The sequence below is a fragment of the Corynebacterium sp. MSK158 genome (assembly GCF_030229085.1).
In the GTDB taxonomy this organism is placed as follows: domain Bacteria; phylum Actinomycetota; class Actinomycetes; order Mycobacteriales; family Mycobacteriaceae; genus Corynebacterium.
Window position 1 is genome coordinate 113,331 of the sequence record NZ_JASPHJ010000005.1, and the last position, 25,181, is coordinate 138,511.

The 25,181-nt window shown below is 61.3% G+C and carries 24 protein-coding genes; 16 read left to right on the forward strand and 8 right to left on the reverse strand.

Annotated elements, in window-relative coordinates; translation table 11 throughout:
- Window positions 1–19: 19 nt before the first annotated feature.
- From pgeF to QP915_RS05760, 6 genes are all read left to right on the forward strand, one after another.
- Complete coding sequence (gene pgeF / locus QP915_RS05735) at window positions 20–751, forward strand: peptidoglycan editing factor PgeF (protein ID WP_284768543.1); 732 nt, start codon at window positions 20–22, stop codon at window positions 749–751.
- Window positions 751–1,449, forward strand: coding sequence for a YggS family pyridoxal phosphate-dependent enzyme (locus tag QP915_RS05740; RefSeq protein ID WP_284768544.1), 699 nt, complete (start codon window positions 751–753; stop codon window positions 1,447–1,449). Before pgeF ends, QP915_RS05740 begins: the two co-directional genes overlap by 1 nt.
- A 104-nt stretch (window positions 1,450–1,553) precedes the next feature.
- Window positions 1,554–2,006, forward strand: coding sequence for a cell division protein SepF (locus QP915_RS05745; protein WP_005328906.1), 453 nt, complete (start codon window positions 1,554–1,556; stop codon window positions 2,004–2,006).
- Window positions 2,007–2,082: 76 nt separating this feature from the next.
- Window positions 2,083–2,376 carry a YggT family protein gene (locus tag QP915_RS05750; protein WP_150850916.1) on the forward strand — a complete coding sequence of 98 codons (294 nt, stop codon included), beginning with the start codon at window positions 2,083–2,085 and terminating at the stop codon, window positions 2,374–2,376.
- Window positions 2,377–2,579: 203 nt separating this feature from the next.
- Window positions 2,580–3,755 (forward strand): DivIVA domain-containing protein, encoded by a 1,176-nt coding sequence (locus QP915_RS05755; RefSeq protein ID WP_284768547.1) that lies wholly within the window; start codon window positions 2,580–2,582, stop codon window positions 3,753–3,755.
- A gap of 99 nt (window positions 3,756–3,854) precedes the next feature.
- Complete coding sequence (locus QP915_RS05760) at window positions 3,855–4,076, forward strand: hypothetical protein (RefSeq protein WP_049377639.1); 222 nt, start codon at window positions 3,855–3,857, stop codon at window positions 4,074–4,076.
- A 75-nt stretch (window positions 4,077–4,151) separates the two neighbouring features.
- Here the strand turns inward: QP915_RS05760 and QP915_RS05765 are convergent, their stop codons facing one another.
- Window positions 4,152–5,153, reverse strand: a complete 1,002-nt coding sequence (locus tag QP915_RS05765; protein ID WP_284768549.1) for an HNH endonuclease signature motif containing protein — start codon at window positions 5,151–5,153, stop codon at window positions 4,152–4,154.
- A 288-nt stretch (window positions 5,154–5,441) separates the two neighbouring features.
- Here QP915_RS05765 and ileS point away from each other — a divergent pair, with 288 nt between their 5' ends.
- A complete protein-coding gene (gene ileS / locus QP915_RS05770) occupies window positions 5,442–8,612 on the forward strand; it encodes an isoleucine--tRNA ligase (RefSeq protein ID WP_284768550.1) in 3,171 nt (1,056 codons plus the stop codon).
- A 72-nt stretch (window positions 8,613–8,684) separates the two neighbouring features.
- On the opposite strand, the gene QP915_RS05775 is transcribed toward ileS, so the two are convergent.
- The 3 genes from QP915_RS05775 to QP915_RS05785 all read right to left on the reverse strand — a co-directional run bounded on the left by QP915_RS05775 (window position 8,685) and on the right by QP915_RS05785 (window position 11,247).
- Window positions 8,685–9,917 carry an MFS transporter gene (locus QP915_RS05775; RefSeq protein ID WP_239278940.1) on the reverse strand — a complete coding sequence of 411 codons (1,233 nt, stop codon included), beginning with the start codon at window positions 9,915–9,917 and terminating at the stop codon, window positions 8,685–8,687.
- On the reverse strand, window positions 9,914–10,558 hold the full coding sequence (locus QP915_RS05780; RefSeq protein ID WP_239278939.1) for a GntR family transcriptional regulator: 645 nt from the start codon (window positions 10,556–10,558) through the stop codon (window positions 9,914–9,916). Before QP915_RS05780 ends, QP915_RS05775 begins: the two co-directional genes overlap by 4 nt.
- Before the next feature lie 65 nt (window positions 10,559–10,623).
- Entirely contained in the window at window positions 10,624–11,247 is a 624-nt protein-coding gene (locus QP915_RS05785; RefSeq protein WP_284768553.1) for a metallophosphoesterase, read from the reverse strand.
- A 304-nt stretch (window positions 11,248–11,551) separates the two neighbouring features.
- On the opposite strand from QP915_RS05785, the gene QP915_RS05790 reads away from it, so the two are divergent.
- The gene (locus QP915_RS05790; RefSeq protein ID WP_284768554.1) at window positions 11,552–12,940 is read left to right on the forward strand and encodes a DNA polymerase IV; all 1,389 of its coding nucleotides are present in this window, start codon (window positions 11,552–11,554) and stop codon (window positions 12,938–12,940) included.
- Here QP915_RS05790 and QP915_RS05795 read toward each other — a convergent pair.
- Window positions 12,937–13,830, reverse strand: a complete 894-nt coding sequence (locus tag QP915_RS05795) for an asparaginase (RefSeq protein ID WP_284768555.1) — start codon at window positions 13,828–13,830, stop codon at window positions 12,937–12,939. The two genes, QP915_RS05790 and QP915_RS05795, sit on opposite strands and share 4 nt — an antisense overlap.
- A 108-nt stretch (window positions 13,831–13,938) precedes the next feature.
- Here QP915_RS05795 and QP915_RS05800 point away from each other — a divergent pair, with 108 nt between their 5' ends.
- Window positions 13,939–14,589: a WKL family lipoprotein gene (locus QP915_RS05800; RefSeq protein WP_284768556.1), complete on the forward strand. Its 651-nt coding sequence runs from the start codon at window positions 13,939–13,941 to the stop codon at window positions 14,587–14,589.
- Here QP915_RS05800 and QP915_RS05805 read toward each other — a convergent pair whose 3' ends face one another.
- A complete protein-coding gene (locus tag QP915_RS05805) occupies window positions 14,590–15,531 on the reverse strand; it encodes a hypothetical protein (protein WP_284768557.1) in 942 nt (313 codons plus the stop codon).
- A 41-nt stretch (window positions 15,532–15,572) separates the two neighbouring features.
- Here QP915_RS05805 and lspA point away from each other — a divergent pair, with 41 nt between their 5' ends.
- From lspA to QP915_RS05830, 5 genes are read left to right on the forward strand one after another with little or no spacing between them, the layout of a single operon-like run.
- Window positions 15,573–16,064, forward strand: a complete 492-nt coding sequence (gene lspA / locus QP915_RS05810; RefSeq protein WP_370633366.1) for a signal peptidase II — start codon at window positions 15,573–15,575, stop codon at window positions 16,062–16,064.
- The gene (locus QP915_RS05815; RefSeq protein ID WP_239278933.1) at window positions 16,057–16,983 is read left to right on the forward strand and encodes an RluA family pseudouridine synthase; all 927 of its coding nucleotides are present in this window, start codon (window positions 16,057–16,059) and stop codon (window positions 16,981–16,983) included. Before lspA ends, QP915_RS05815 begins: the two co-directional genes overlap by 8 nt.
- Window positions 16,980–17,516 (forward strand): hypothetical protein, encoded by a 537-nt coding sequence (locus QP915_RS05820; RefSeq protein ID WP_284768558.1) that lies wholly within the window; start codon window positions 16,980–16,982, stop codon window positions 17,514–17,516. Before QP915_RS05815 ends, QP915_RS05820 begins: the two co-directional genes overlap by 4 nt.
- Before the next feature lie 60 nt (window positions 17,517–17,576).
- Window positions 17,577–18,617: an HNH endonuclease signature motif containing protein gene (locus tag QP915_RS05825; RefSeq protein WP_284768559.1), complete on the forward strand. Its 1,041-nt coding sequence runs from the start codon at window positions 17,577–17,579 to the stop codon at window positions 18,615–18,617.
- A 9-nt stretch (window positions 18,618–18,626) separates the two neighbouring features.
- The gene (locus tag QP915_RS05830; RefSeq protein WP_284768560.1) at window positions 18,627–18,896 is read left to right on the forward strand and encodes a permease; all 270 of its coding nucleotides are present in this window, start codon (window positions 18,627–18,629) and stop codon (window positions 18,894–18,896) included.
- On the opposite strand, the gene rarD is transcribed toward QP915_RS05830, so the two are convergent.
- On the reverse strand, window positions 18,883–19,752 hold the full coding sequence (gene rarD / locus QP915_RS05835) for an EamA family transporter RarD (protein ID WP_284768561.1): 870 nt from the start codon (window positions 19,750–19,752) through the stop codon (window positions 18,883–18,885). The genes QP915_RS05830 and rarD overlap by 14 nt on opposite strands.
- A 27-nt stretch (window positions 19,753–19,779) precedes the next feature.
- Here rarD and dnaE point away from each other — a divergent pair, with 27 nt between their 5' ends.
- Together dnaE and QP915_RS05845 are read left to right on the forward strand one after the other, a co-directional pair.
- The gene (gene dnaE / locus QP915_RS05840; protein WP_239277363.1) at window positions 19,780–23,352 is read left to right on the forward strand and encodes a DNA polymerase III subunit alpha; all 3,573 of its coding nucleotides are present in this window, start codon (window positions 19,780–19,782) and stop codon (window positions 23,350–23,352) included.
- A 72-nt stretch (window positions 23,353–23,424) separates the two neighbouring features.
- Window positions 23,425–24,615: a cobalamin-independent methionine synthase II family protein gene (locus QP915_RS05845; protein ID WP_284768562.1), complete on the forward strand. Its 1,191-nt coding sequence runs from the start codon at window positions 23,425–23,427 to the stop codon at window positions 24,613–24,615.
- Between the two features lie 49 nt (window positions 24,616–24,664).
- On the opposite strand, the gene QP915_RS05850 is transcribed toward QP915_RS05845, so the two are convergent.
- Window positions 24,665–25,150 carry a hypothetical protein gene (locus QP915_RS05850; RefSeq protein WP_284768563.1) on the reverse strand — a complete coding sequence of 162 codons (486 nt, stop codon included), beginning with the start codon at window positions 25,148–25,150 and terminating at the stop codon, window positions 24,665–24,667.
- Window positions 25,151–25,181: the final 31 nt, after the last annotated feature.

The window sequence follows — 25,181 nt, forward strand, 5'->3', positions numbered from 1 at the left end:
AAACGCTACGCTGGTGTGCATGCCAGTAAACGAGGAACATCGCACCACCCGCCCCGTCCGCATGGTTTTTACTAGCCGTGCTGGCGGGGCGTCTGCTATTCCATACGATTCCTTTAACTTGGGGCACCACGTCGGCGATGACCCCGCCGCGGTTGCCGCTAACCGCGAGCGCTTGAAGCGCGTGACCGGTCTGGACGATATCGTGTGGATGGAACAGCTTCACACCAATACCGTCACCGTCGTCGATGGTCCACAGGACGAGTCCGTGCCAGCCACAGACGCAATTGTCACCACCCAGCGACGCCTCGGACTAGGCGTCCTCGTTGCGGATTGCACGCCAGTGCTGCTTGTCGACGTCGCCGCTGGTGTCATCGCCGCCGCCCACGCCGGCCGCCTTGGCGCCCGCAACGGCATTGTGGTCAATACCGTGCGCGAAATGCAGAAGCTTGGCGCACAGCCCGAGCGCATTCAGGTGGTCATGGGGCCGGCTGCTTCGGGAAAGAACTATGAAGTGCCCGAGGAAATGGCCACTGACGTCGAGCGTCGCTTGCCCGGCTCCAAGACACGGACGTCGAAGGGCACGTGGGGCATCGATGTGCGCGCAGGGCTGATTCGCCAGCTTATGGGGCTAGGTATCACCGCGATTGAATCCGACCCGCGCTGCACCATCGAAGACGAAGACTTCTTTTCCTATCGACGCGAAGGCGTCACCGGCCGCCAGGCTGGACTAATTTGGTTGGAGGCTAAGTAATGTCAGACCGAAAGGCACAGCTAGAACAAAACCTAGCGGCCACCCGCGTCGAGATTGAACGGTTAGCAGCGGAGTCAGGGCGAAAACCACCGCAGCTGTTGCCGGTGACGAAGTTTCACCCAGCTGCGGATATTGCCCTGCTGGCAGATTTAGGGGTTACCGATGTCGCCGAAAACCGGGAACAAGAGGCCCGTGCCAAGGCCGCTGAGCTGCCGCAGCTGCGTTTCCACATGATTGGCCAAATCCAAACCAAGAAGGCCAACCACGTAGCCCGATGGGCAGCCAGCGTCCATTCGCTTGATTCCCTCAAGCTCGCCCACGCGCTGGAGCGGGGAGTTTCCTTAGCCAAGGAACGAGGCGAGCGTGAAAGCAATTTGCCGGCATTTATTCAAGTCTCCGCCGACGGTGATGGTGCTCGCGGCGGTGTTTCTCCTGAGGCGCTCGATGAGCTCGTGCGTGCCGTAGAAGACGCGCACCACCTAGAACTTGCCGGGCTCATGGTCGTTCCGCCTCTCGACGCCGATGCAGGTGAGGTATTCCGGAAAGTCCGCGGAGAGGTAGATCGTCTATCCTCTGAGCTTAACCGACCGCTGAAAATGTCTGCTGGAATGAGCGCGGACCTGGCCGAGGCAATTGTTGCGGGCAGCGATATCGTGCGTGTCGGAACCAGTATCATGGGACCGCGACCAGTAGGTTAAAAACATCGCAAAAGCGCATTTCAAAGCGTAAATCACATGAGTCACACCAGACACATTTTACGCGTCTAGACTTGTACAAATTTAGGTCAGAGGGAGACCCAAAAATGTCATTCATTGATAAGACGAAGGATTTCTTCGGGCTGGGCCCGGTGGACATCGAAGAGGACGATGCCTACTACAACGAGGAGCCGCGTTACTCCGAAAATAGCTCCTCGGCCTACGCGCCTCGCCGCGCCCCGCAGTCCTATGAGCCGGCCCCAGCGCAGGAGGAATTCGTTCCGACCATCGTGGCTATTTCGCTGACGTCTTTCAATGATGCAGCCAAGGTGGGCGAACCTTTCCGTGACGGTGATGCCGTTGTCTTCGAGCTGACTGACGCAGAAAAGGCCACCGCCAAGCGCTTCATCGACTTCGCTGCCGGCCTCTGCTTCGGCCTGGAGGGTCGTATGCTCAACCTCACCAAGGGCATGGACACCGAGCGCAAGGTCTTTTCCATCGTGCCTAAGTCTGCGGACATTGCAAAGCACGAGCTCGAGCGCGCCGCAGGCCTGCGCTAAAGCAGCAGGTCTCACTTAGCCCCCGTGGGGTGCCGATTGGGCATCTGCGGGGGTTTATTCGATAGGCTCAGTTATTGTGACACAACTCGGAATTATTCTTATCCTGCTCGTGCGGATCTACACGTGGGTGCTCATCGCTCGCATAATTATTGAAATGATCCAGTCCTTCTCGCGGCAGTTCAACCCTCCACGCTGGTTCATGGTTGTAGCGGAGCCTCTGTTTGTAATTACGGATCCGCCGGTCAAGGCGTTGCGCCGCCTGATCCCGCCACTGCAAATGGGTGGCGTAGCGCTTGATGTATCGGTGCTTGTGCTGTTCGTCTTACTCTCGATACTCACAATGATTTTGCGGATAATTTTCCTGACTTAGCACCCCCGTCGCCTCGAAACCTGTGGTAAACGTTGAGACTCGGCGGAGCGTCGATTATTGTGGGCGTTTGGTTACGATAAATCGCGATAACCCGTATTATGAACCACATGTACCTTTGTGGGGAAGGTTTAGTTAGACCTGAACCGCACTCCTAAGGCCCTGGAAGCTCCGGGGTTGTACCAACCTGAAGGGGAAGAGAAGACATGCCACTGTCACCAGCTGATGTTCACAACGTCGCGTTCAGCAAGCCGCCAATTGGCAAGCGCGGCTACAACGAAGACGAGGTGGATCAGTTCCTCGACCTCGTAGAGGACGCCCTTGCCCAGCTGCAGGATGAGAACGAAGACCTGCAGGCGCAGGTTAGCGATCTGAACTCCCAGGCCAAGGCGGGTACTGGCGCCGGTGCTGCTGGTACCGCAACTGCGGCTTCCACCCGTACCGATGAGGCTGCGCTGCGCAAGGAGATTGAGGCCAAGCTGCGCGCCGAGTACGAAACCAAGCTGGCGGACTCCAAGTCCGAGGTTTCCCGTGCCAAGGAAGAAACCAAGAAGGCACAGGAGCAGGTTAAGGCTGCCCAGGCTGAGGCTTCTAAGGCGCAGGCGTCTGGCTCCGCTGCTGCTTCCTCTTCTGCAGACCTGAAGGCAGCCCGCGAGGAGGCTGCTCAGGCGAAGAAGGATGCAGAGGCAGCCCGCGCGGAGGCAGCACAGGCTAAGAAGGAACTCGAGGCCTCCAAGAAGGAAAACGACGAGCTGAAGAAGTCCGCTTCTGCAGCTGGTTCTTCCAAGGCTGGTGCAGCGGCTGCGGGTATCGCAGGCGCTGGTGCTGCTCAGACCGCCGATGGCCTGGCTACCCCAGAAACCCACATGCAGGCTGCCCGCGTTCTGGGTCTGGCACAGGAGATGGCAGATCGCCTGACCTCTGAGGCTCGTGCAGAGTCCGAGTCCATGCTGTCCGAGGCACGCACTGCCGCCGAGAAGCAGCTGACCGATGCTGATTCTCGCTCCAAGGCGCAGCTTGCCGACGCCCAGAAGAAGTACGACGCCCAGCTGCAGGATGCAGATTCCCGCTCCAAGAAGCTGGTATCTGACGCTGAGGCTAAGGCAAAGCAGACCGAGTCCGACGCTTCTTCCCGTGCCGAAGCACAAATCCGTCAGGCCGAGGAGAAGGCTGCTTCGCTGCAGGCCGATGCCGAGCGCAAGCACACCGAGGTTATGAACACCGTCAAGCAGCAGCAGACCGCCCTGGAGGCGCGCATCTCCGAGCTGCGCACCTTCGAGCGTGAGTACCGTACTCGCCTGAAGACCCTGCTGGAGTCTCAGCTGGAAGAGCTGGCTACCCGCGGCACCGCCGCACCGAACGGCGAAGCTGGCAACAACTAAGCCACTCCGTTCTTCTTAGCGCCCCCGCCACCGCAGCGGGGGCGCTATTGTTGTTTTAGACCGTAGTGTCTTAGCCCGCTCCTACCGAAAGGAACCATTGTGCTCGTTGCCGCTTTAGTTCTCGCCCTCGTGGCATTCGTGGCCTTGGTCAACTTCGTTATCTCGGGAGCCGATTGGTCGTTGTATATCGTTTTTGCCGCTGCTGGACTCGGACTTGTGTGTTTCATCCTGGACTGGGCGCATAAGCATCGCGCTGACAAAGCCCAAGCAACTGAATCGCCTGAGCAGGAGGCTTTGCGCGCAGCCTTTCGCGAGGACTAGCGCCGCGAGACCCCAAGCCTTCGGTAGCAGGCATGCCAATAAGGCGCACGAGGCGCCTTATTTCGCAGTCGGGTTCTAGCAGTCGGGCGGTTGCCACCGAATCTGTCCGTTCGTTCGGGCAAGTCGCCCGCGCAGCGGAGGGGCATTTGGATCGTCATCGTTGGCGCCATTGTGGTACGCGCAAGCTGTGGATAAGTTCGCGATATTGGTCAATCCACCGTGCAACCACGGCTCCAGATGGTGAATTTGGCATTCATCAGCAGGCTTAGCGCAGCGCGGCCATGGGCATACCGGATTTTCCGCGCCCGCCATCAACCGCTGCTTGGCATTGGCGAAGCGCTCCGTGCGGTACAGGTTCACCGCGCCTTCATAGGGGCTTACTAGGGTAATGAGCCCATGCTCCTTCAAGGCGCGGCGCACATACTGCGCACCCGTAAGCGTCGCTCCGTTGGTCATCTGCAAAGTGATTTCTTCACCATCACCGTTGACGATGCGCACGTAGTCTTCCAGCCGCACGATGACATTGGTTACCACCGTGCTTCGTTGCGCCGTATCTCCTCCGAAAAACGTATCTTCCACTACATCTAACGGCTTCCTATCCTGGTTTTCCACCGCCGCGTGGAGATCCGCAATAAACGAAGACGAGCCGTCGATCGCTAGCGTCCACGGCGCATCCTTGCGTCTGATGATGCGTACACCAGGCTTCACCTTGCGCTTTTTCTTCGGGACCTTGGATTGGGCCAGCTTTTCCAGTGCCGCTGCTGTGGCCTTGGTGGTGCACAGTTGTTCGCGGAGTACCCAAGCGTCGAAAAGCGTGGGCATTTTGCGTGCATACTTTTCAATGATGGATAGAGCAACAATGGAATGCCCGTTGTGCTGAGCACCTTCGATAGCACGACGACGCTTCCTAGTGAACTTGGTCGTGCCGCAGTACGCCTCTTTTAGCAATGCCAACTCGCGGGCCGTCTTTTCAGCGGCACCTCGCGCGCAGAGGTCCTCCTCGGACATGCCTGCGCACCCGAGGACGATGTCCATCCCGGGTGCCATGGCTGCGAGGTAAGTATCTAGCGCGTTCACGACTCACAATTTATTTCCCCGCGCAAGCCCTCACAAGGGAAAATTTTTAGCCTGTGGATAACTTATTGTGCACGAAGATTCAGGGGCGCTATACTGTGGCCTACACGCAGTGATCCGGCCATCACCGGGGAGCAATTCAGAAGAACAGCCAGTGTGGCCCAGTAGAACTGAACGGGTGGGACCGTCAACTCCTTCACCGAAACGAAGCGGAGCCTGCGGGCTCAAGCAGGGTGGTACCGCGAGCCTTATTGGCGCGTCCCTGCACCGTGTTAAGAGTGAAGGATAATTATGGCGAAAAAGATTTACCCCAAGGTCGACATGACGGGCGGCTCCAGCCGTTTCCCAGATATGGAAGAGGAAGTCCAGAAGTACTGGAAGCAGGATGATACCTTCCAGGCTTCGCTAGAAAAGACCAAGGACTGCCCAGAGTACATCTTCTATGATGGTCCTCCATTTGCCAATGGTTTGCCGCACTATGGCCACCTGCTGACCGGTTATGTGAAGGATATCGTCCCGCGCTATCGCACGATGGCTGGCAATTTCGTTCCTCGCGTCTTCGGCTGGGATACCCATGGCTTGCCCGCCGAGCTGGAGGCGGAAAAGCAGCTGGGTATCACTGAAAAGGCGCAGATCGAGGACATGGGCTTGGAAAAGTTCAATGAATACTGCGCTAAATCCGTGCTGGAGTACACCGACGAGTGGGAAGAGTACGTCAACCGCCAGGCCCGCTGGGTGGACTTTGAAAACGGCTACAAGACCATGGATATCAACTACATGGAATCGGTCATGTGGGCGTTCAAGGAGCTTTATGACAAGGGCCTCATCTACAAGGGCTTCCGAGTTCTTCCGTACTCCTGGGCGGAGCACACTTCTTTGTCCAACCAGGAGACCCGCCTGGATGATTCTTATAAGATGCGCCAGGATCCGACCCTGACGGTTACCTTCCCCGTGAAGGGCGCGCGCGAGGGAAGCGCGGCAGAAAAGACGTTGGCGGAGCACCCTGCGCTTGCCGACGCCTCCTTCCTCGCCTGGACCACCACCCCCTGGACCTTGCCTTCGAACGAGGCTCTGGCGGTTCACCCCGAGGTTTCTTACGTGCTTTTTAAGGCTACGGAGGGTGATTTCGCTGGCCGTACCTTCATCATGGCGGAAAACCTGCTGTCCACCTTGGAGAAGGAACTGGGTGAGGCCGAGGTACTGGAGTCCTTTACCGGCGCGCAACTCGAGGGCTTTACCTATGAGCCTATCTTCGGCTTCTTCCCGGATCTGCGCAATGCCTACCAGGTCTTGATCGCTGATTACGTCACCACTGAGGACGGCACCGGTGTGGTACACCAGGCTCCAGCGTTTGGTGAAGACGATATGAATACCACCAACCAGTACGACATCGAGCTGGTTATCCCAGTGGATGAGGACGGCAAGTTCACCTCGCAGGTTCCGCCTTATGAGGGCCAGCTGGTCTTCGATGCGAATAAGGACATCATCAAGGACTTGAAGGCTGCTGGGCGAGTGGTGCGCCACGTGACCATCGAGCACTCTTATCCGCACTCGTGGCGCTCGGGCGAGCCGCTTATCTACATGGCGCTGCCGGCCTGGTTCGTGAAGGTGACCGAGTTCCGCGATCGCATGGTGGAGCTTAACCACAAGGAAATTGAGTGGCTGCCGGAGCATATCCGGGATGGCCAGTTTGGCAAGTGGCTCGAGGGTGCACGCGATTGGAATATCTCTCGTACCCGCTACTGGGGTGCGCCTATCCCAGTGTGGATGTCTGATGATGACAATTACCCGCGCATGGATGTCTACGGCTCCTTGGATGAGCTGGAGCGCGATTTCGGAGTTCGTCCGGAGTCGCTGCACCGTCCGCACATCGACGAGTTGGTGCGCCCGAACCCGGATGATCCGACCGGTAAGTCGATGATGCGCCGCGTACCAGACGTGCTGGATTGCTGGTTCGAGTCCGGCTCGATGCCGTTTGCGCAAAAGCATTACCCATTCGAGAATAAGGAATGGTTTGAGACCCACTCGCCGTCCGACTTCATTGTGGAGTACTCCGGTCAGACGCGTGGTTGGTTCTATGTGATGCACGCACTGTCCACCGCGCTTTTTGATCGCCCGGCGTATAAGAAGGTCGTGGCCCATGGCATCGTGCTGGGCAACGATGGCCTTAAAATGTCTAAGTCCAAGGGCAACTATCCAAACGTCAACGAGGTCTTTGATCGCGATGGCTCGGATGCCATGCGCTGGTTCCTGATGTCTTCGCCTATCCTGCGCGGAGGCAACCTCATCGTGACCGAGCAGGGCATTCGCGAGGGCGTGCGCCAGGCTATCCTGCCTATCTGGAATGCCTACACCTTCCTGCAGCTCTACGCAGAAAAGGAAGCAAAGTTCGACACCAGCTCCACGCATGTTTTGGACCGCTATATCTTGGCTAAGACCCACGATGTGGTGGCCAATGTCAACGCGGCACTTGCCGATACCGATATCGCCACGGCAACCGAAGAGGTGCGCCTGTTTTCCGACGTCCTGACCAACTGGTACGTGCGCCGCTCGCGCGATCGTTTCTGGGAGGGCGAGGACGCCCATCCTGAGGCGTTTAATACCTTGTACACCGTGCTGGAGACCGTGACTCGCGTGGTGGCACCGCTGCTACCGCACGTGGCGGAGGTAATCTACCGCGGGCTTACCGGTGAGCGTTCGGTGCACCTGGCGGATTACCCGCAGGCTGCGGACTACCCGTCCGATGCAGGTCTCGTCTCTGCGATGGATGCGACCCGCGCGGTGGCCTCGGCAGCGTCTTCGGTGCGCAAGTCCAATAAGCTGCGCAACCGCTTGCCGCTGCCGAAGCTGACGGTGGCCCTTGAAGGGGCGCAGCGCCTAGCGGACTTTGCCGATATCATCCGCGACGAGGTCAATGTCAAGGAAGTAGAGCTTACTGACGACGTCGATTCGGTAGGTACCTTCCAGGTGGTCTGCAACGCGAAGGTCGCCGGCCCTCGCTTGGGCAAGGACGTGCAGCGCGCCATCAAGAACCTCAAGGCGGGCAACTACGAGCGCCGCGGCGAAGAGGTTGTAGTGGACGGCGATATTGTGCTTGGCCCGGATGAGTACACCGAGCGCCTGCAGGCAGCGAATCCGAAGTCGACCGCGCGTATCGAAGGCCTCGACGGCCTAGTAGTACTCGATACCGAGGTGACCGAAGAGCTCGAGGCCGAAGGCTGGGCGGCGGACGTTATCCGCGGTCTTCAGGATGCCCGCAAGGCTTCTGGGTTCGAGGTCTCGGACCGCATCGCGGCCGTACTCGCTGTCCCCGAGGAGAAGAAGGCCTGGGCGGAGCGTCACGCCGACCACATCGCCGGTGAAGTGCTCGCCACCGATTTCCAGGTGACCACCGAGGCGCTCGATGGTGCGGATGTGCACGAGGTGGTGAAGGGGGTTAGCGCTACCGTCGTCAAGCAGTAGCGCGTACGTTGCCACCTAAAAGAATGATTGCCCAGCCAGTGCGGCTGGGCAATTTTTTATGAGTGATAGGACTCAACGGACCGGGCCGGGCAGGTGAGAGCGCCAACCGAGGACCACGTTAACGAGGCAGCACAGTGCGAGCACGGCGCCAATGAGGAATAGGGTGGTAAAGCCGAGCAGCGGCGCGAGTGCGCTGAAGGCCATGGGGATAAAGAAGCCGGTATAGGAGACCGAGTAGTAGACGGCGGTGAGGCCGGCGAGTTCTTCGGCACGGGCGATGCGCTGGACCTCGGAGAGACCGGCGACAAGGGCGAGGCCGTAGCCTGCGCCCATGACCGCTGCGCCGGCGATTCCGAGCGGCAGGGAGCGAGTATGGGAGGCAACCGCGCCGAGGATGGTGCCCACAGTGATAACGCCCATGGCAACCGCGGAAGCGCGGGCCGAGCGGCTGGTATCGATAACCTTGCCGAGCATCTGGATGCCGACGCCGCAGCCCAAGGTGATAACTGTCATCAGGCCCGAGAAAGCGATGGGGGCATCGCCGGCGGACTTGGACAAAAGCTGGGGCAGGAGGGCATAGGCGGCGCCAGCGCAGCCGAAGACCCACGGTGCGACCGGCAGGACAATGCGCACGAAGCGGCGGTGCGCTGCGGAGGGAATGTGCAGCATGCGCAGCATGTCGCGGATGCTCAAGTCAAGGAAGGTGTCTTTTACCGTAGCGCCTCGCGGTGGGCGGGTTTCCGGGGTCTTCATCAGCCAGATTGCGGTGGCGACGGTGAGGAGGATGTGCAGGATATACGCCAAGTGGGTCGGCCACGGACCCCATTGGGCCAGCACCGAAGCGAGGCCGGCACCGATGAGGAAGCCTAAGGTCAGGCACAGGGAAGCGTGGCGCGGGCCGGCAGCAGGATCACCGCCAGCGCGGGTAATGAGCTCTGCCACCCACGTGGAGCCGACCGCCATGACGATGCCCAATGCCAAGCCACACATGATGCGGCCCACGGCGATGACGAGCGGCTCGTTCGGCGCGATGGATAAGAGGAACGAACCCAACAGTGACAGCGGTGCGGCAGGCAGCATAGTGGGGCGGCGGCCAATGTAGTCCGAAAGCGGGCCAGAAATCAGCAACGCCGGCACGATGCCGAGCACATAGGCGGCCAAGAGACCATTGACGGTAACCTGCGAGAAGTGCGACTCCTCGCGGTACATCACTAGGAGAGGGGTGAACTCATTGCCGCCCCACGCGACAGCGACCATGCTGCCAGCGACGGGAAACCATGAGTGTTTGGCAAACTTTTCGGTCATAGTTGATTCCTCGAGTTGGTTAGGTGGGTGTCCAATGCGGAAAGGTAGGCGTCGAGGTCGCCGGTGCGGAGGGCATCGGCAAGCGTGCGGTGCTGATCTACGAAGGTGCGGGCGCGGGCTACGTTGCGGCCAATGGCCGTGGCGGTAAAACGCTGCTGGCGTTCGCGCAGCTGGTGTCCCAGCCCGGCCAGCAGGGTATTGGCACCGCCATCCATGATGATCTGGTGGAAACGCGCATCAAGATGTGTATAGGTATGCAGGTCCGCGCTATCCAACGCAGTATCTTGCTCCGCGATGGTCGCATCTAGCTGATCAGCGATGTCCGCGCGCTCGGCATCAGACATTGCGCAGATCTTTTCAGCGCAGTGCCTATCTACAAGCAAGCGTGCCTCATAGACCTCGCGGATTTCCTGCGGGCTGATCGGCACGATGAGCGCACCCCGCCTGGGGTAGAGCTGTAGAAAGCCTTCGACCTCTAGGCGCAGGAAAGCCTCGTGCATTGGGGTGCGGCTAATTCCCATTTCGGTAGCCAGGGAGGCCTCGGAAAGCATCTGCGAGGGCTCGAAGGAGCCGTCAATGATCTTCTCTTTGACGAAGTCATAGGCGCGCTCCGCGGCGGGCTGCATTCGTTCATTGGACATGCATCCATCTTGCATACAAGCTTGCATGCAAGCAAGAATATGAGGGGGATTTGTGGGGAACGAATCTAGTCATGCGAACGTGTGACGTGGCACGTATCGGGGTCGAAGAGTAAGCCGTAACCCATGCCGACCCAGCCGATGAAGGGGGCGTCGGCAAGCGTGTGCGGGGCGTGGACGTGCCCAAGGAACCAGGCATCGGCCTCGCAGGCCTGTAGCTCAGCCACGGACAGCGGCAGGCAGGTGCCTTTAGAAAACTCACCGGTGACGGAAGAGTGTAGGAGGCCGAGGAGGGGGCCGTTGCTGCGGCGGGGAGGAAACTGGAGGCGGCGCGGGTCCGGATCGGTGGCCACCGCTGCGGTTAGAACCGTGGTGTTTCCTATATGAAAGGTATGCACCTGCGTGCCGTGGACCGTGACCTCGGGCGGGAAGTCCAGGTTGTGGTGGGTATCGTGGTTGCCGGAAATGAAGTGGACTTCGTTGAACAGGGTGACAGCATGGGCCATAATGGTGCGGACCTGAGGCACGAACTCGGCCGAGTCCGCGTTGCGGTCAATGATATCGCCCAAGCACACGCACGCCGTGGCCCCACTATTGGCGGCAAACTCGAGTGCTTGCAGGGCCCAGTCCAAGCCGGGGGCGCCAGGGAGACCTAAGTGGAGATCTGAAAAGACGAAGATGCTAGCGGGCATGTGCGGCCTTTCGATTGTGCTACCAAGACGAAGGGGGATGCGTGCAACTGCGATTGTTTCCGCCGGGCTGTGGGATCGATATGTTCGGCTCGGGCAGTAGGGAGTGAGGAGAGTTGTGGACTCCGTGTGCAACTATGGAGGCTTTATAGGCTGAGGGTTACCTTCTGGAGAAAGTGTCCTTGAAAACCTAAAAAGATGACTTTGCGGGCGGGTGGCGATGAGATGGAAAGAAATAAAAGCTTTAATTAACGGCGCACAAACACCCAGGAGTACATGTGGAGGTGCGCCTATTAGACTGGGCCGCATGCAACGCTGGGTTTTACATATCGACATGGACGCGTTTTTCGCCTCCGTCGAGCAGCTGACCCGGCCTACGCTGCAGGGACGTCCCGTTTTGGTGGGAGGCACCAGTGGGCGCGGCGTGGTGGCCGGCGCCTCCTATGAGGCGCGCGAGTACGGCGCGCATTCGGCCATGCCGATGTATCGCGCGCAGCAGCTTGTTGGACTTCGCGCGGTGGTAGTGCAGCCGCGCCGGGCGGTGTATGCGGCGGCCTCGCGGCGCGTCTTCGGCATCATCGCGCAACACGTGGAGGTTATCGAGCAGCTTTCCATCGATGAGGCTTTTATGGAACCCGCCGCCCTCGAAGGATCGACCGCGGAGGAGGTCAAGCGCTGGGCGAATGAGCTGCGCGCGCTCATTCGGGAGGAGACGGGTCTGCCGTGCTCCATTGGGGCAGGATCGGGCAAACAATTTGCCAAGATTGGATCGGGCGAAGCGAAGCCTGATGGCACCTTTGTTATCCCAGCGGAGCGCCAGCTAGATATGCTGCATCCCCTCGCGGTGAACAAGCTGTGGGGAGTCGGCCCGGTGACTGGTGCGAAGCTCAAGTCCATCGGCGTAGAAACCATTGGGCAGCTAGCGGCGATGACGCGTAAGGAAGTAGAGATTTCCATCGGCAGTGTGGTGGGGCTGCAGCTGTGGCAGCTGGCCCGCGGCATTGATGACCGCGAGGTGGCGCCGCGTGCTATCTCTAAGCAGATTTCTACCGAGCACACCTACCCGAAAGACCTGCAGACCGCCCCGGAGGTCGATGCAGCCATCACTCGCGCGGCGGAGGGCGCTCACCGCCGGCTGCTTAAGGATGGCCGCGGCGCGCGCACCGTAACGGTGAAGCTACGCATGGCGGATTTTCATATCGAATCGCGCTCGACCACCTTGCCCTACGCGACTGACGACGCCGCCGTGCTCACCGCTGCCGCCTTCAAGCTTGCCCGCTACCCCGATGAGCTGGGGCCCATCCGCTTGGTGGGGGTGAGCTATTCCGGCCTAGAGGCCGCTCGCCAAGACGTGCTTTTCCCGGAGCTCGACCGTGAGATCGTGCGCCCTGCACCGGCAGATACGGACTATGAGACTGGGGTGAGCGACGACGCAACGCCGACCATGCCAGCGCCTACGGTGACGGTGGAAGAAGAAACCGATAACCAGTGGCACGCCACGCAAGACGTTTTCCACCCCGATTACGGCCACGGTTGGATTCAAGGCGCCGGCCACGGGGTGGTGAGCGTGCGCTTTGAAACCCGCGTCACGGGTCCCGGCCGCACCAAATCCTTCGCGGCTAATGATCCCGCGCTCGTGCCAGCAGACCCGCTCGACTCACTGGATTGGCAGGACTGGCTGACCAGCGAGGACTAGCCCTCCTGAGCAAAAAGCTCTGCCGGATCGGTACCGGTGGCCAGCGCCGCCGCGAGCAGGATTCGCGCTTGGCTCGGGCGGAACCATCCGGCGTTGATGGCGCTACGCTTCCCCAGGCTCGCGCCACCGCCGTCGCCACCGTAAGCCAGCGCCGTCGGGCCATAGGGTGTGCGGGTAGAAATGATGACGGGGAGGCCGGCGTGGAGGGCGTCGGCAAGCGCGCGGCCCATCTCCTCGCCCATATTTCCCGAGCCCATGGCCTCCACAATGAGACCGGAGGCGGGGGAGTTTACGGCGGCGTCGACCAGCAGGCGCCCCGCTCCCGGATAGGCGGGGATGATCTCGATATGCTGCGGCGCCAGCGGGGCAGGATTCAAACGCGGGGTGGTGCCAGGAACGGGCAGTGACTCAAACCCGCGCAGGTCACTGGTGTGCCGCTTACGCGCACCGCGCGCCGGGATGATCTCGCCGCCGAAGCAGAGGAAAACCCCAGGGCGTCCGCTGGCTGCAAGCTCGCGGGCAGCGCGCAGATTGGTGGGGCCGTCGGCCGCGGGGTGATCGAAGGCGCGCTGCGCTCCAGTGAGCACGATGGGTTTTGCCCCTGCACAGAAAATCTCCAACGCCAGCGCGGTTTCCTCCATGGAGTCGGTGCCATGGGTGATGATCACGCCACCGATGTCCTCGCGCGCGGTGTGCTCATTGACCACCGCAATGAGCTCATCGAGGTCCGCCAAAGTAATAGAGGACGAATCGAGCTGGCGAAACTCCACTACCTCGGCGTCGATGTCAGCGGCAAGGTCTGCGCCGGAGATGGTGGGAACCAGGGAACCATCGGCCACGGTGGTGCACGCGATCGTGCCGCCGGTGGCTATCAAAGCAAGTCGGGTCATGTACTCAAGGTTAAAGAAATCTCCGCCCACGCGGCGGGCGCAGCCCGGAAAAAGCTGGTGCAGCTGTAAACTGATGGGAGTTTAGAACCCAGACGTGAGGAGTTAGAAGTGAAATTCCGCAAGTTTAGCGCCGCGTGCCTCGCACTGACCGCGGCCACCGCCCTGGCCGCCTGCTCTTCCGACGATGAGCAGGACGATACCGCCAGCACCAACACCGAGGCTCAGGAATCTGCCTCTTCTGACGGCGATTCCGCTGCCCCAGCGCTGCCGTCCCCGGCAGATCTCAACGCCATCTTGGCCAAGGCCACGGATCCGAACGCTTCTGAGCAGGAAAAGACCGCCACCGTGCAGGGCGGCGAGACCGCACCGGAAATCTTTGACACCATGGCACAGTCCAAGGCGGAATCCGGTGCCGAGTTCGAGGTCGTCGATCCTGTGCTTCCGGGCTATGACCCGCAGTCCGTGCTGACCACCGTGAACTTCACCACCGCTGACGGTCAGCAGCAGACCGCTGACCAGGTGGAGTTCGTCTACGAAGATGGCACCTGGAAGCTTTCCAAGGCCTGGGCTTGCACGCTCATCCAAAACACCGTGCCGCCAGAGCAGGTTCCGGAGATGTGCGCGGATACCGGCGCCGGTGCCTCTGCACCCGCCCCGGCACCGGCCGAGGGCGATGCAGCTCCTGCCGAAGGCGACGCCCCCGCGGCCGGCGCCGAGCAGGCGCCAGCTGAGGCTCCCGTAGAAGCCCCGGCCGAGTAACTAGGAAAAGTTCAGCTCCGTCAGGCTCGACTGCACCACGCGCAGCTCCGAGCCGGCGGCGCCATAAATGACCTTCGTGTCGAAAGACACGTCACCGCCCACGGGCAGCGGTTTGCTCAGGTCTACCGTGATGTTGCCCTTGGACTGGGTGCTGGAGTCCACAACCTTGAGCTCCTTGTCCTCCAACTCCGTGCCCTGGGCCTGGCCCTCAAAGGACAGCGCGCCTAGCGACGGCCGCTGTTCTACCTCTACGTTGAGCTTGACCTGGTCGCCCTCGATGGAAGCGACCGTATAGCGCGTGGTCTGCAGCAGGGTGGACTCGCCGGTAACGCGCGAATCCACCGTCCAGCTCGCTCCCGTGCCTACCTCCTCGGTGGGGAAAACCACGGGTAGGGCCGTCAGCTTCATAATCGCCTGTTCGACAGAGCCACGGGCTTCATCCGTGGCGTCCTGGGGCGCGGCCAAGCGCAGCGAATTCATCTGGCCATTGTCTTGGCCACGCCAGCCAAATTGGAATCCCTCGGCCGAAGAGACGTCGGTGTCGCCAGAAGTTTCCGGCGCACCGGCAGTGACAAAGGCATTGCGGGTGGCCGGCAGCTGATCTTCAACGTCCTTGCTAGCCTTATCTACCTTGGCCGATAGCGGCAGCGTAGTGGTGGTGGATTCGACGTCGGAAGCCCGAAACTTCTCGGCCGCTGACTTTTTGAGCAGGTCCTGCGAAAAACCCTCGGTAACGCGGTAGTTCACGTCCTGCGTGGAGTCGATATCGCGGTATTCCAGGAGCTTTTTCTCCCCGGTGCCGGGATTGTCCACGGTGACGCGAGGGGCGTCGATAGTCAGGCCCACGGGCTGTTCTACCGCGGGGCCCGGCTTCTCATAGGAACACGCCGTAAGCGCCACGGCGGCTGTGGTCAGGGCTGCAAAAACTTTGACTCGAAACACGCTTACCAAAATACCGGACGCTCCCGTTTAGAATAGAGCGGGTGAGTCAAAAACGAAGGAGCAAGACAGGACTTATCGCCGCGGTCGTCATCGCCGTGGCGCTGGTGGACCAAGCCGTGAAGCAAGTAATGCTCTCCATCCTTACAGAGGGCGAGCCCCTGCCGGTCATGGGGGACTGGTTCCGGTTTACCCTGCTTTTTAACCCTGGCGCCGCCTTTTCCATGGGCGGGGAGGGATCGACGTGGCTTTTTACCACCATCCAGCTGGTCTTTGTGCTCGGCGTGGCCGTTGCCGCCCCGCGCATTACCCACTCCGGCCAGGCGGTGGGCCTAGCGCTTATCGCCGGTGGCGCGTTGGGTAATTTCGCTGACCGCATCTTCCGAGCCCCCGGCTTCTGGTTTGGGCACGTGGTGGACTATATTTCGGTCGGCTCTTTCGCCGTGTTCAATATTGCGGACGCGGCCATTACCTGCGGCGTGGTGCTCTTCATCATCGCCATGGTGCTGGAGGAAAGGAAGGCCGAGCATGAATAGGCAGATGCGCAGCTTCCCCATTCCTGAAGGCCTAGAAGGAATGCGTGCCGACGCCGCCCTAGCCAAGCTCCTTGGCCTTTCCCGCAGCGCCACCGCGCAGCTGTGCGCCGAGGGCAACGTGACCATCGATTCCCAGGAGCTGGGCAAGTCCGAGCGGTTGACCTCCGGCAACGTGGTCTCGGTGCTTTTGCCGGAGCCAGAAAAGCCGTTGCTGCCGCGCGAAGAGCTGGTCGAGGGCATGGACGTGCTCTACAGCGATGCCGATATTATCTGCGTGCATAAGCCGGTGGGCGTGGCCGCGCACCCCAGTGTGGGCTGGGACGGGCCGACGGTGATTGGCGGGCTGCGCGCGGCCGGTTATACAGTGGCTTCGTCCGGGCCGACCGAGCGCCAGGGCATCGTGCACCGCCTCGATGTGGGCACGTCTGGCGTGATGGTCGTGGCTTCTTCGGAGCGCGCTTATTCCGCGCTCAAGCATGCTTTTAAGTACCGCAGCGTAAAAAAGACCTACCACGCCGTGGTGCAGGGCCTGCCGGATCCCATCGAGGGCACCGTCGATGCGCCTATCGGCCGTCACCCCAAGTCGGGCTGGAAATTCGCCGTGCTTGACGACGGCAAAGCGGCCGTCACCCATTACAGCCTCATCGAGGCCTTCCGCGAGGCCAGCCTCATCGAGGTGCACCTAGAGACCGGCCGCACCCACCAGATCCGCGTGCATATGTCCGCCACCGGCCACCCGTGCGTGGGCGATCCGATGTACGGCTCGGATCCGAACCTAGCTAAGCGCCTTGGGCTTAAGCGCCAGTGGCTGCACGCGGTAAAACTCGGCTTTACTCACCCCGGCACCGGCAAGTGGTTCGAGATTGAAGCGCCGTACCCGGCCGATCTCGAGCACGCCTTGGAGGTTCTGCGGGGATGAGGAAGGTCTACCGGCGGCGTCGGCTAGCGGCCCTGGCGGTGCTTGCGGTGCTTTTCTTGGCCGCGCTCGCGCTTTTTGGCGCCCTAGGGACCCAGGCTTCTTCGCAAGTACAAGGCGATCAGCTCGGTCCGGATGGCGAGACGCGCGCGGAGTATATTGCGCGCGTATCCGGCAGCGACATTCCAGACGCGCCTGCCTACGCCCTTGTCACCTTTGAGGAGGACCTGCCGCCCGTAGCCGCCGCGGCCGCCGTTGCCGCGGCCCCGCGCATGGACGCCATCCTTATCGGTTCCACCGCCCCCATCGACGTGCCCGAACCCACCGCCGGCGAGGACCGGGCCGCGGTCATCCAACGCGCTTTCGACCGCATCGATGCGTCCTATGGCCAGCGTCCCACCGCGGTGAGCGCGGCAGTGGTGTGGGGGTCGGGCGCCCAGCTTGCCGACGTCGCCTCCACTCCCTCCGTCGCCGCCGTCGAACCCGCACCCGCGGACGCCGCCTGGGGCAGCTTCGCCATCCGCCCTCCCAGCTAATATCGCCCTCCTGGGCCCTATGGCGCGCGGTGGCCGCCCAGCGCTTTTAGCATCTAGGGCATGGAACACATTCGGGCCTATATTGCGGCACTCAACTCGGCGATGGATATCCTCGCCGAGGCCGCCGATGCCTCCGCCGCGGACCTTACCGCTGCTGGCATGCCCGATGCTGCAGCAGAATCTGTAGCACAGCTCGCGCAGGTCTACTTCGGCACCACCAACTTTCGCCGCCGCCAACGCCGCGCGGTGGACGGGGCCCGCCGCAACCGGCATTCGCTGCCGACGCTGGAGGTCATCGAAAAGCATGCCCGGCGCGCGCCCACGCAAGCCCGCGCCTGGGCCCTGCGCGCCGAGCTCACCCATATCGCGTGCGATACGCGGGAGATGGAAAGGCGTGCTCGCAAAAAGCTGCGCGAGATGCGCGCTCCGCGCGAACCCAAGCCGGGGGTGCGGTTGCGCCGCCGCGCCGCCGGAAAGCCGTGGACTCTGTCTATCACTGGCCCTTCTGCGCTGATTGCAGAACTCCACCAGCATGCCGGCTCGCTTGCCGACGTCGCCTCTCTCTTCCGCACCGGTACCGGCGCCGCCGCAACCGTGCGCACCAACGTTGTGGTGCCGCTGGATAAGTTGGTTGGCGTGGCCCATGGCAGCGACGATGTGGTGTTGACCATGACCAATGGCGCGCAGATTACGGGCTCCGAATTGGCCCAGCGCGCGCTTGCTGAGGAGGGGTTTGTCACCCTGCTCCACCCCGTAGAGGGCCCAGTGAACCTGTACCGCATGCGCCGTGGGGCTACCTGGAAGCAGTTTATGATGGCCGCGGCGGAAAATCCCTCCTGCCCGGTCAAGGGATGTAATAAGCCTGCCGATGAGTGCCAGGTCCACCACATTTTCAGCTGGGCTGGCGGCGGGTGGACCAATGCGAAGAACCTCACCACCGCCTGCGCCTATCACAACGGCCGCAATGATGACCATCGCACCGGCCCGCCGCGCAATGGCCGCTTCGAGCGCACCGCCCGCGGCGTGCGCTGGGTCAACCCCTGGGATCCGCCCCCACCGGATCTTGTCGATACCGGGCCCACGAATACGACCACCGCGTAGGCTAGACCCATGTCCTCACAGCAGTCCTTTTCGCAGTGGATGCCCAACTACAAGTTTGCCTATATCGCCGCGTGGGTCGCGGTGGTGGTTTCCGGCATCGCGCTTTTAATCGGCCTTGTCACCGGCGGCACCTCGATGAAGCTGGTGTTTTCCGGGATCGTATGTGCCTATGGCAGTTTCCTCGTCGTGGTGATGCCGCGCTGGGCGCTGCGGGCAGAAGAGGAACAGGCGGCGCGTCGCCGCGCCCGTGCCGCTCGCGAGGAACTTAGGCGCTCCTAGCCATGCGCACTAAGTCGGCGACGTAAATAGCCACCGCCACGCCGATGATGCCGAAGCCGATCCAGCGGTGCGTTGAAAAGTGCTCGTGGGTGACAAAGAGAGCCCACAGCATCTGCATGATGGGGGCGAGGTATTGGAGCATGCCGATCGTCGATAAGCGCAGCGTTCGTGCGCCCTCCGCAAAGCAGAGTAGCGGCAGCGCGGTAATCAAGCCGGCGCTGACCAAAAGCAGCGCGTGGCCGACGCCCTCGCTGGCGAACGTGCCTTGGCCGCTTGTTTCTAGCCACAGGATGTATCCCACCGCCAGCGGTGACATCACGAGCGCCTCCGCTGCGACCGAGACGGCCGAGGACACCCGAACCTGCTTTTTGAGCAGCCCATAAAAGCCGAAGCTGAAGGCCAAGAGCAGCGAAATATACGGCGCCTGGCCGGTAAAGAACGTCAAATACAGCACCGCGAAGGCCGCAACGCCCACCGCGCCGGCTTGCCACGGCCGCAGCCGCTCTTTCAAAAACACCATGCCGAGGGCGACCGACACCAAGGGATTGATGAAATACCCCAGCGCCGCATCGGCCACGTGGTTGCTATTAATCGCCACCACGTAGGTGCCCCAATTGACCGTGATGAATACACCTGCGGCCGCAAGCCAACCCCACGTGCGCTTGTCCATGCGCGCCATTTCGCGCCACCGGCCGCCGAGGAGCAAAAATCCGGTGACTAACACCGCGGTCCACAACACGCGGTGAGCCAAGATTTCCAGCGGTGAGGCCGGCAGAAGGAGAGGGAAGAACGCGGGGAAAAATCCCCACATGATATAGGCGGCGAGAGTGTAGAGCATCACAAAATAATAGCCCATTTTGACCGCCCCGCTATGATGAGCCGCATGGCCAAAAACTCCTCCTTCGTCCACCTGCACAACCACACCGAGTTTTCCATGCTGGACGGCATGGCCAAGGTCGATATGCTGGCAGACGAGGTGGTCCGCCAAGAAATGCCGGCCGTCGGCATGACCGACCACGGCAATATGTATGGCTCTGATGCCTTCTACCGCCGCATGACCGGCGCCGGCGTCAAGCCCATCATCGGCATCGAGGCGTATATGGCGCCCGAATCCCGCTTCAACAAAAAGCGCGTGCTGTGGGGCACGCCGGACCAAAAGCGCGACGACGTCTCCGCGTCCGGTGCCTACCTCCACCAAACTATGATTGCGGAGAATGCCACCGGCCTGCGCAATCTCTTTACCTTGTCCTCGCTTGCTTCCTACGAGGGTCAGTTGGGCAAGTGGCCGCGCATGGACGCCGAGCTCATCGCCGAGCATGCCGACGGCATCATCGCCACCACCGGTTGCCCTTCTGGCGATGTCCAGACCCGTCTGCGCCTCGGCCAGTTCAACGAGGCGCTGGAGGCCGCGGCCATGTGGCAGGACATCTACGGCAAGGACAACTTCTTTTTGGAGTTGATGGACCATGGGCTGGACATCGAAAAGCGCACGCGCGATGGCCTGCTAGAAATCGGACGCAAGCTGGACTTGCCGCCGCTGGTGACCAATGACTGCCACTACGTGTTGGAGTCCCAGGCGCCTGCGCACGAGGCGATGCTGTGCGTGCAGACTGGCAAAACTTTCATGGACCCGGACCGCTTCAAGTTCGGCGGCACCGGCTACTACATTAAGTCGGCCGCGCAGATGCGCGAGACCTGGGACGATATGATTCCAGACGGCTGCGATAACACCCTGTGGATTGCCGAGCGCGTGCAAGACTACGGCGAAATCTGGGAAGAACACACCCACGATCGCATGCCTATTGCCGACGTCCCCGAGGGTCACACCCCAACCTCCTGGCTCACCCATGAGGTGATGGAGGGCCTGCAAGCGCGCTTCCCCGGCCGTGATGTTCCGGAGGAGTATATCGAGCGCGCCAAGTATGAGATCTCTGTTATCGAGATGAAAGGCTACCCGTCCTACTTCCTCATCGTGGCCGAGCTCATTAAGCACGCGCGCTCCGTGGGCATTCGTGTGGGGCCGGGCCGTGGCTCGGCGGCCGGCGCGCTCGTCGCCTACGCGCTGACTATTACCAATATCGACCCGCTGGAACACGATCTCCTCTTCGAGCGATTCTTGAACCCAGAACGCCCGTCCGCACCCGATATCGATATCGACTTCGATGACCGCCGTCGCGGCGAAATGATTACCTATGCGGCCGAGCGCTGGGGTGAGGACAAGGTGGCGCAGGTGATTACCTTCGGCACGGTGAAGACCAAGCAGGCCATTAAGGACTCGGCCAAGGTGCACTTTGGCCAGCCCGGCTTCCAGATGGCCGACCGCATCAACGGCGCGCTGCCGCCTGCCATCATGGCCAAGGACATTCCACTCAAGGGCATCACGGACCCAGACCACGAGCGCTACTCCGAGGCCGCCGAGGTCCGCCAGATGGTGGAATCCGACCCAGATGTGAAGAAGATTTATGACACGGCGCGGGGTTTGGAGGGCGTCGTCAGGCAGGCAGGCGTGCACGCCTGTGCGGTGATTATGGCCTCGGTTCGCCTCATGGACCACATCCCCATGTGGAAGCGCCCGGCCGACGGCGCTTATATCACCGGCTGGGATTACCCGGCCTGCGAGGCCATCGGCCTGCTGAAGATGGACTTTTTGGGCCTGCGCAACCTCACCGTTATCGGCGATGCGATTGAAAACATCAAGCGCAACCGCGGCGAAGAAATCCACCTAGAGCAGCTGCATGCTGACGACCCCAAGGTCTCCAAGGTCTATGACCTGCTCTCGCGCGGCGATACGCTGGGCGTTTTCCAGCTCGACTCCGGCGGCATGCAGGAGCTGCTCAAGCGCATGAAGCCGACCGGCTTTAAGGATATTGTGGCCTCCCTTGCGCTCTACCGCCCGGGCCCGATGGGCGTGAACGCCCACTGGGACTACGCGGACCGCAAGAACGGCCGTAAGGAAATCACTCCAATTCACCCGGAGTTGGAAGAGCCGCTCAAGGAAATCCTGGATGAGACCTACGGCCTCATCGTCTATCAGGAGCAGATCATGCGTATCTCGCAGAAGGTCGCCAACTACACGGCCGGCGAGGCAGATGGTTTCCGTAAGGCGATGGGTAAGAAGAAGCCGGAAGTGCTGGCGCAGCAGTACGACAAGTTCTGGGGCGGTATGCAAGAAAACGGCTACTCCAAGTCCGCCATGGATGCGCTGTGGGGCACCATCGAGCCCTTCGCGTCCTACGCGTTTAATAAGTCCCACGCCGCGGGCTACGGCTTGGTGTCCTTCTGGACGGCCTACCTCAAGGCCTACTATGCACCGGAGTACATGGCCGCGCTGTTGACCTCGGTGGGCGATAAAAAGGATAAGTCCGCCATTTACCTGTCGGACTGCCGCCACCTGGGCATCAAGGTGCTGCCGCCGTCCGTCAATGAGTCCGAAGAGGACTTCCAGGCGGTGGGAGAGGATATCCGCTTCGGCATGGGCGCTATCCGCAACGTTGGCTCGGAAGTGGTGGAATCCATCATCAAATCCCGCCACGACAAGGGCGCGTTTACCTCCTTTAGCGATTACCTGGACAAGATCGAGCTCGCCGCCTGCACCAAGCGCGTGACAGAAGCGCTCATTAAGGCCGGCGCCTTCGATGACTTGAACCACCCGCGCAAGGGCCTCATGCTCATCCACGAGGACGCTGTTGACGCGGTGCAAACCACCAAGAAGGCCGCGGATAAGGGACAGTTCGATCTCTTCGCTGGAATTGGCGGGGGAGAGGACGATGCGGCCTCCAACGCCTTTGCCTTGGATATTCCAGAAGACAACTGGGATCGTAAACACGAACTTGCCCTCGAGCGCGAGATGCTGGGCCTTTACGTTTCCGGCCACCCGCTCGATGGCTTCGAGGAGGCGCTGGCCGCGCAGACGGATACCCCACTGACCAAGATCCTCAACGACGAGGTCCATAACGGCCAAGAGCTCATCATCGGCGGCATCATTTCGGGCGTGGACCGCCGCTTCTCTAAGCGTGATGGTTCGCCGTGGGCCATTGTCACGGTGGAAGACCACAACGGCGCGCAGGTGGAAATCCTGGTATTCAACAAGGTGTACTCGCTCGTCGCCCCGCAGATTGTGGAGGACAATATCATCCTCGCGCGCGTGAACGTCAAGGTGCGCGATGAGCGTCGCTCCCTGTTCTGCTCTGATATCCGCGTCCCAGACCTCGGTCCTGGCGGTGGCGCCGGCCTGCCGCTGCGCCTGACTTTGCGCACGGATCAGTGCACCATGGAAAACATTGCCCGGCTCAAGCAGGTCCTGCTCAAAAACCAGGGCGAGTCAGACGTGTACCTCGAGCTTGTCGACGGCTCCGAGTCCACCACCATGATCCTCGGCGACCACCTGCGCGTGGAGCGATCCGGCAACCTCATGGGCGACCTTAAGGCCACCATGGGCGCGGGCATTTTAGGCTGAATTTAAACTCGGCGGCGGCAGGCGCCCTCCACTAATCTAGACAGCACAGTCTATATCGATGGAGGAAACCTGATGGTTAACAAGATTCGTACCACCCACGTCGGCTCGCTGCCGCGCACCCCGGAGCTGTTGGAAGCCAACCTGCAGCGCGGGGAGCTGCCGGCCGCGGAGTTTCAGGGGATTTTGGAGGCTGCGGTGGCGGACGTCGTCAAGCGGCAGCTCGATCTCGGCCTCGATATCATTAACGAGGGCGAGTACGGCCATATCACCTCTGGCGCGGTGGATTATGGCGCGTGGTGGAACTATTCGTTTAGCCGCCTGGGCGGGCTGACGATGACGGATACCGACCGCTGGGAATCGGCCGAGGTGGTGCGATCTAAGCCGGGTGAGCCGCGGCTGACGTCGTTTATTGATCGCCGCGACCGCGCGTTGTTCTCGGAGGCCTATAATGATCCGGATTCTGGCATCTTTACCGGCCGCGCCAAGGTGGCGAACCCAGAGTTCACCGGCCCTGTAACCTACATCGGCCAGGACGAGGTTGCCGCCGATGTCCGCCTGCTTGCCGACGCCCTCCCAACCGGCACCCCCGGCTTCATCGCCGCCCTTTCGCCCGGCTCGGCAGCGCGCCTGACCAACCGCTACTACGACGATGAGCATGAGCTGCTTGCCGACGTCGGCCGTGCCATGCGCACCGAATACCAGGCCATCACCGATGCTGGGCTTATTGTGCAATTCGACGCACCCGACCTGGCCGAGGCTTGGGACCAAATCAACCCGGAGCCGTCGGTCGAGGACTTCCGCGGTTTTATTCGCGAGCGCATCGACGTCCTCAATGATTCCATTGCCGGCCTGCCCAAGGAACAAACGCGCCTGCATATCTGCTGGGGCTCGTGGCACGGTCCGCACGTTACCGACGTGCCCTTTGCGGATATCGTCGAGGAAATCCTGCGTGCCGAGGTCGGCGGATTCTCCTTCGAGGCCGCTTCGCCGCGCCACGCGCATGAGTGGCGCGTGTGGCAGGACCACGCGCTGCCGGAAGGCACCGTGATTTACCCGGGCGTGGTCTCGCACTCCACCAACGCGGTAGAGCATCCGCGCCTTGTGGCCGATCGCATCATCCAATTCGCTGAGGTAGTCGGCCCAGAAAACGTCATTGCGTCGACCGACTGCGGCTTGGGCGGCCGCCTGCACCCCCAGATTGCTTGGGCGAAGCTGCAGTCCTTGGTCGAGGGCGCGGAGATTGCTACCCGAGAACTCTTCTAAAACGCATAAAGCCGCTCCGGAGCTCCGGAGCGGCTCAAGTATTCAGTGCTTAGAAGCGCACGCCCAGCTGCTTGAGGACATTCTTCATCGGCTCCAGCACAGCCGGGTTCACCTTGGCAACCATGGTGAAGGCCTGCAGCAGCGCAGCAACGAGGCTGGCAGCCACGGTAACCCAGCTCATGACCTCGAGGAACTCCTCCGGGGAGGAAGAACCCCAGATAGGCAGGCGCTTGAGTGCCTCGATCTGGTGCTCCTCTGCTTCCTGGGCTACGCAGTCCGGCTCCTTTGGCATTCCGGAGGAGCCGTAGCCGTTGGCCAGGCCCTGCATGAGCTCCTGCGGGGTGCGGGCGGAAGATCCGAGCTCGCCGCTCTCGATCTTCTTGAGGTGTTCTTCCTTCGCCTTATCGACCTCGGCCTGGCATTCAGCCGAAATCTCCTTCGCCTTATCTTCTGCGGCAGAAGCGGTAGCTGGTGCAACGAGGCCCGCTGCCACGGCGGTGGCGGCGACGAGCGAAATGCTGAGACGGTTGCGCATGGTTCTCTTTTAGAGTGAGAGGTATTAGCCT

What these genes read in the sequence shown, in the direction of transcription:
- QP915_RS05740 (WP_284768544.1), top strand. Translation starts at nt 751, where the DNA reads ATGTCAGACCGAAAGGCACAGCTAGAACAAAACCTAGCGGCCACCCGC.
- QP915_RS05845 (WP_284768562.1), top strand. Translation starts at nt 23,425, where the DNA reads ATGGTTAACAAGATTCGTACCACCCACGTCGGCTCGCTGCCGCGCACC.
- QP915_RS05790 (WP_284768554.1), top strand. Translation starts at nt 11,552, where the DNA reads ATGCAACGCTGGGTTTTACATATCGACATGGACGCGTTTTTCGCCTCC.
- rarD (WP_284768561.1), bottom strand. Translation starts at nt 19,752, where the DNA reads ATGGGCTATTATTTTGTGATGCTCTACACTCTCGCCGCCTATATCATG.
- QP915_RS05815 (WP_239278933.1), top strand. Translation starts at nt 16,057, where the DNA reads ATGAATAGGCAGATGCGCAGCTTCCCCATTCCTGAAGGCCTAGAAGGA.
- QP915_RS05755 (WP_284768547.1), top strand. Translation starts at nt 2,580, where the DNA reads ATGCCACTGTCACCAGCTGATGTTCACAACGTCGCGTTCAGCAAGCCG.
- QP915_RS05785 (WP_284768553.1), bottom strand. Translation starts at nt 11,247, where the DNA reads ATGCCCGCTAGCATCTTCGTCTTTTCAGATCTCCACTTAGGTCTCCCT.
- QP915_RS05830 (WP_284768560.1), top strand. Translation starts at nt 18,627, where the DNA reads ATGTCCTCACAGCAGTCCTTTTCGCAGTGGATGCCCAACTACAAGTTT.
- QP915_RS05780 (WP_239278939.1), bottom strand. Translation starts at nt 10,558, where the DNA reads ATGTCCAATGAACGAATGCAGCCCGCCGCGGAGCGCGCCTATGACTTC.
- pgeF (WP_284768543.1), top strand. Translation starts at nt 20, where the DNA reads ATGCCAGTAAACGAGGAACATCGCACCACCCGCCCCGTCCGCATGGTT.
- ileS (WP_284768550.1), top strand. Translation starts at nt 5,442, where the DNA reads ATGGCGAAAAAGATTTACCCCAAGGTCGACATGACGGGCGGCTCCAGC.
- dnaE (WP_239277363.1), top strand. Translation starts at nt 19,780, where the DNA reads ATGGCCAAAAACTCCTCCTTCGTCCACCTGCACAACCACACCGAGTTT.
- QP915_RS05850 (WP_284768563.1), bottom strand. Translation starts at nt 25,150, where the DNA reads ATGCGCAACCGTCTCAGCATTTCGCTCGTCGCCGCCACCGCCGTGGCA.
- QP915_RS05825 (WP_284768559.1), top strand. Translation starts at nt 17,577, where the DNA reads ATGGAACACATTCGGGCCTATATTGCGGCACTCAACTCGGCGATGGAT.
- QP915_RS05795 (WP_284768555.1), bottom strand. Translation starts at nt 13,830, where the DNA reads ATGACCCGACTTGCTTTGATAGCCACCGGCGGCACGATCGCGTGCACC.
- QP915_RS05775 (WP_239278940.1), bottom strand. Translation starts at nt 9,917, where the DNA reads ATGACCGAAAAGTTTGCCAAACACTCATGGTTTCCCGTCGCTGGCAGC.
- QP915_RS05745 (WP_005328906.1), top strand. Translation starts at nt 1,554, where the DNA reads ATGTCATTCATTGATAAGACGAAGGATTTCTTCGGGCTGGGCCCGGTG.
- QP915_RS05820 (WP_284768558.1), top strand. Translation starts at nt 16,980, where the DNA reads ATGAGGAAGGTCTACCGGCGGCGTCGGCTAGCGGCCCTGGCGGTGCTT.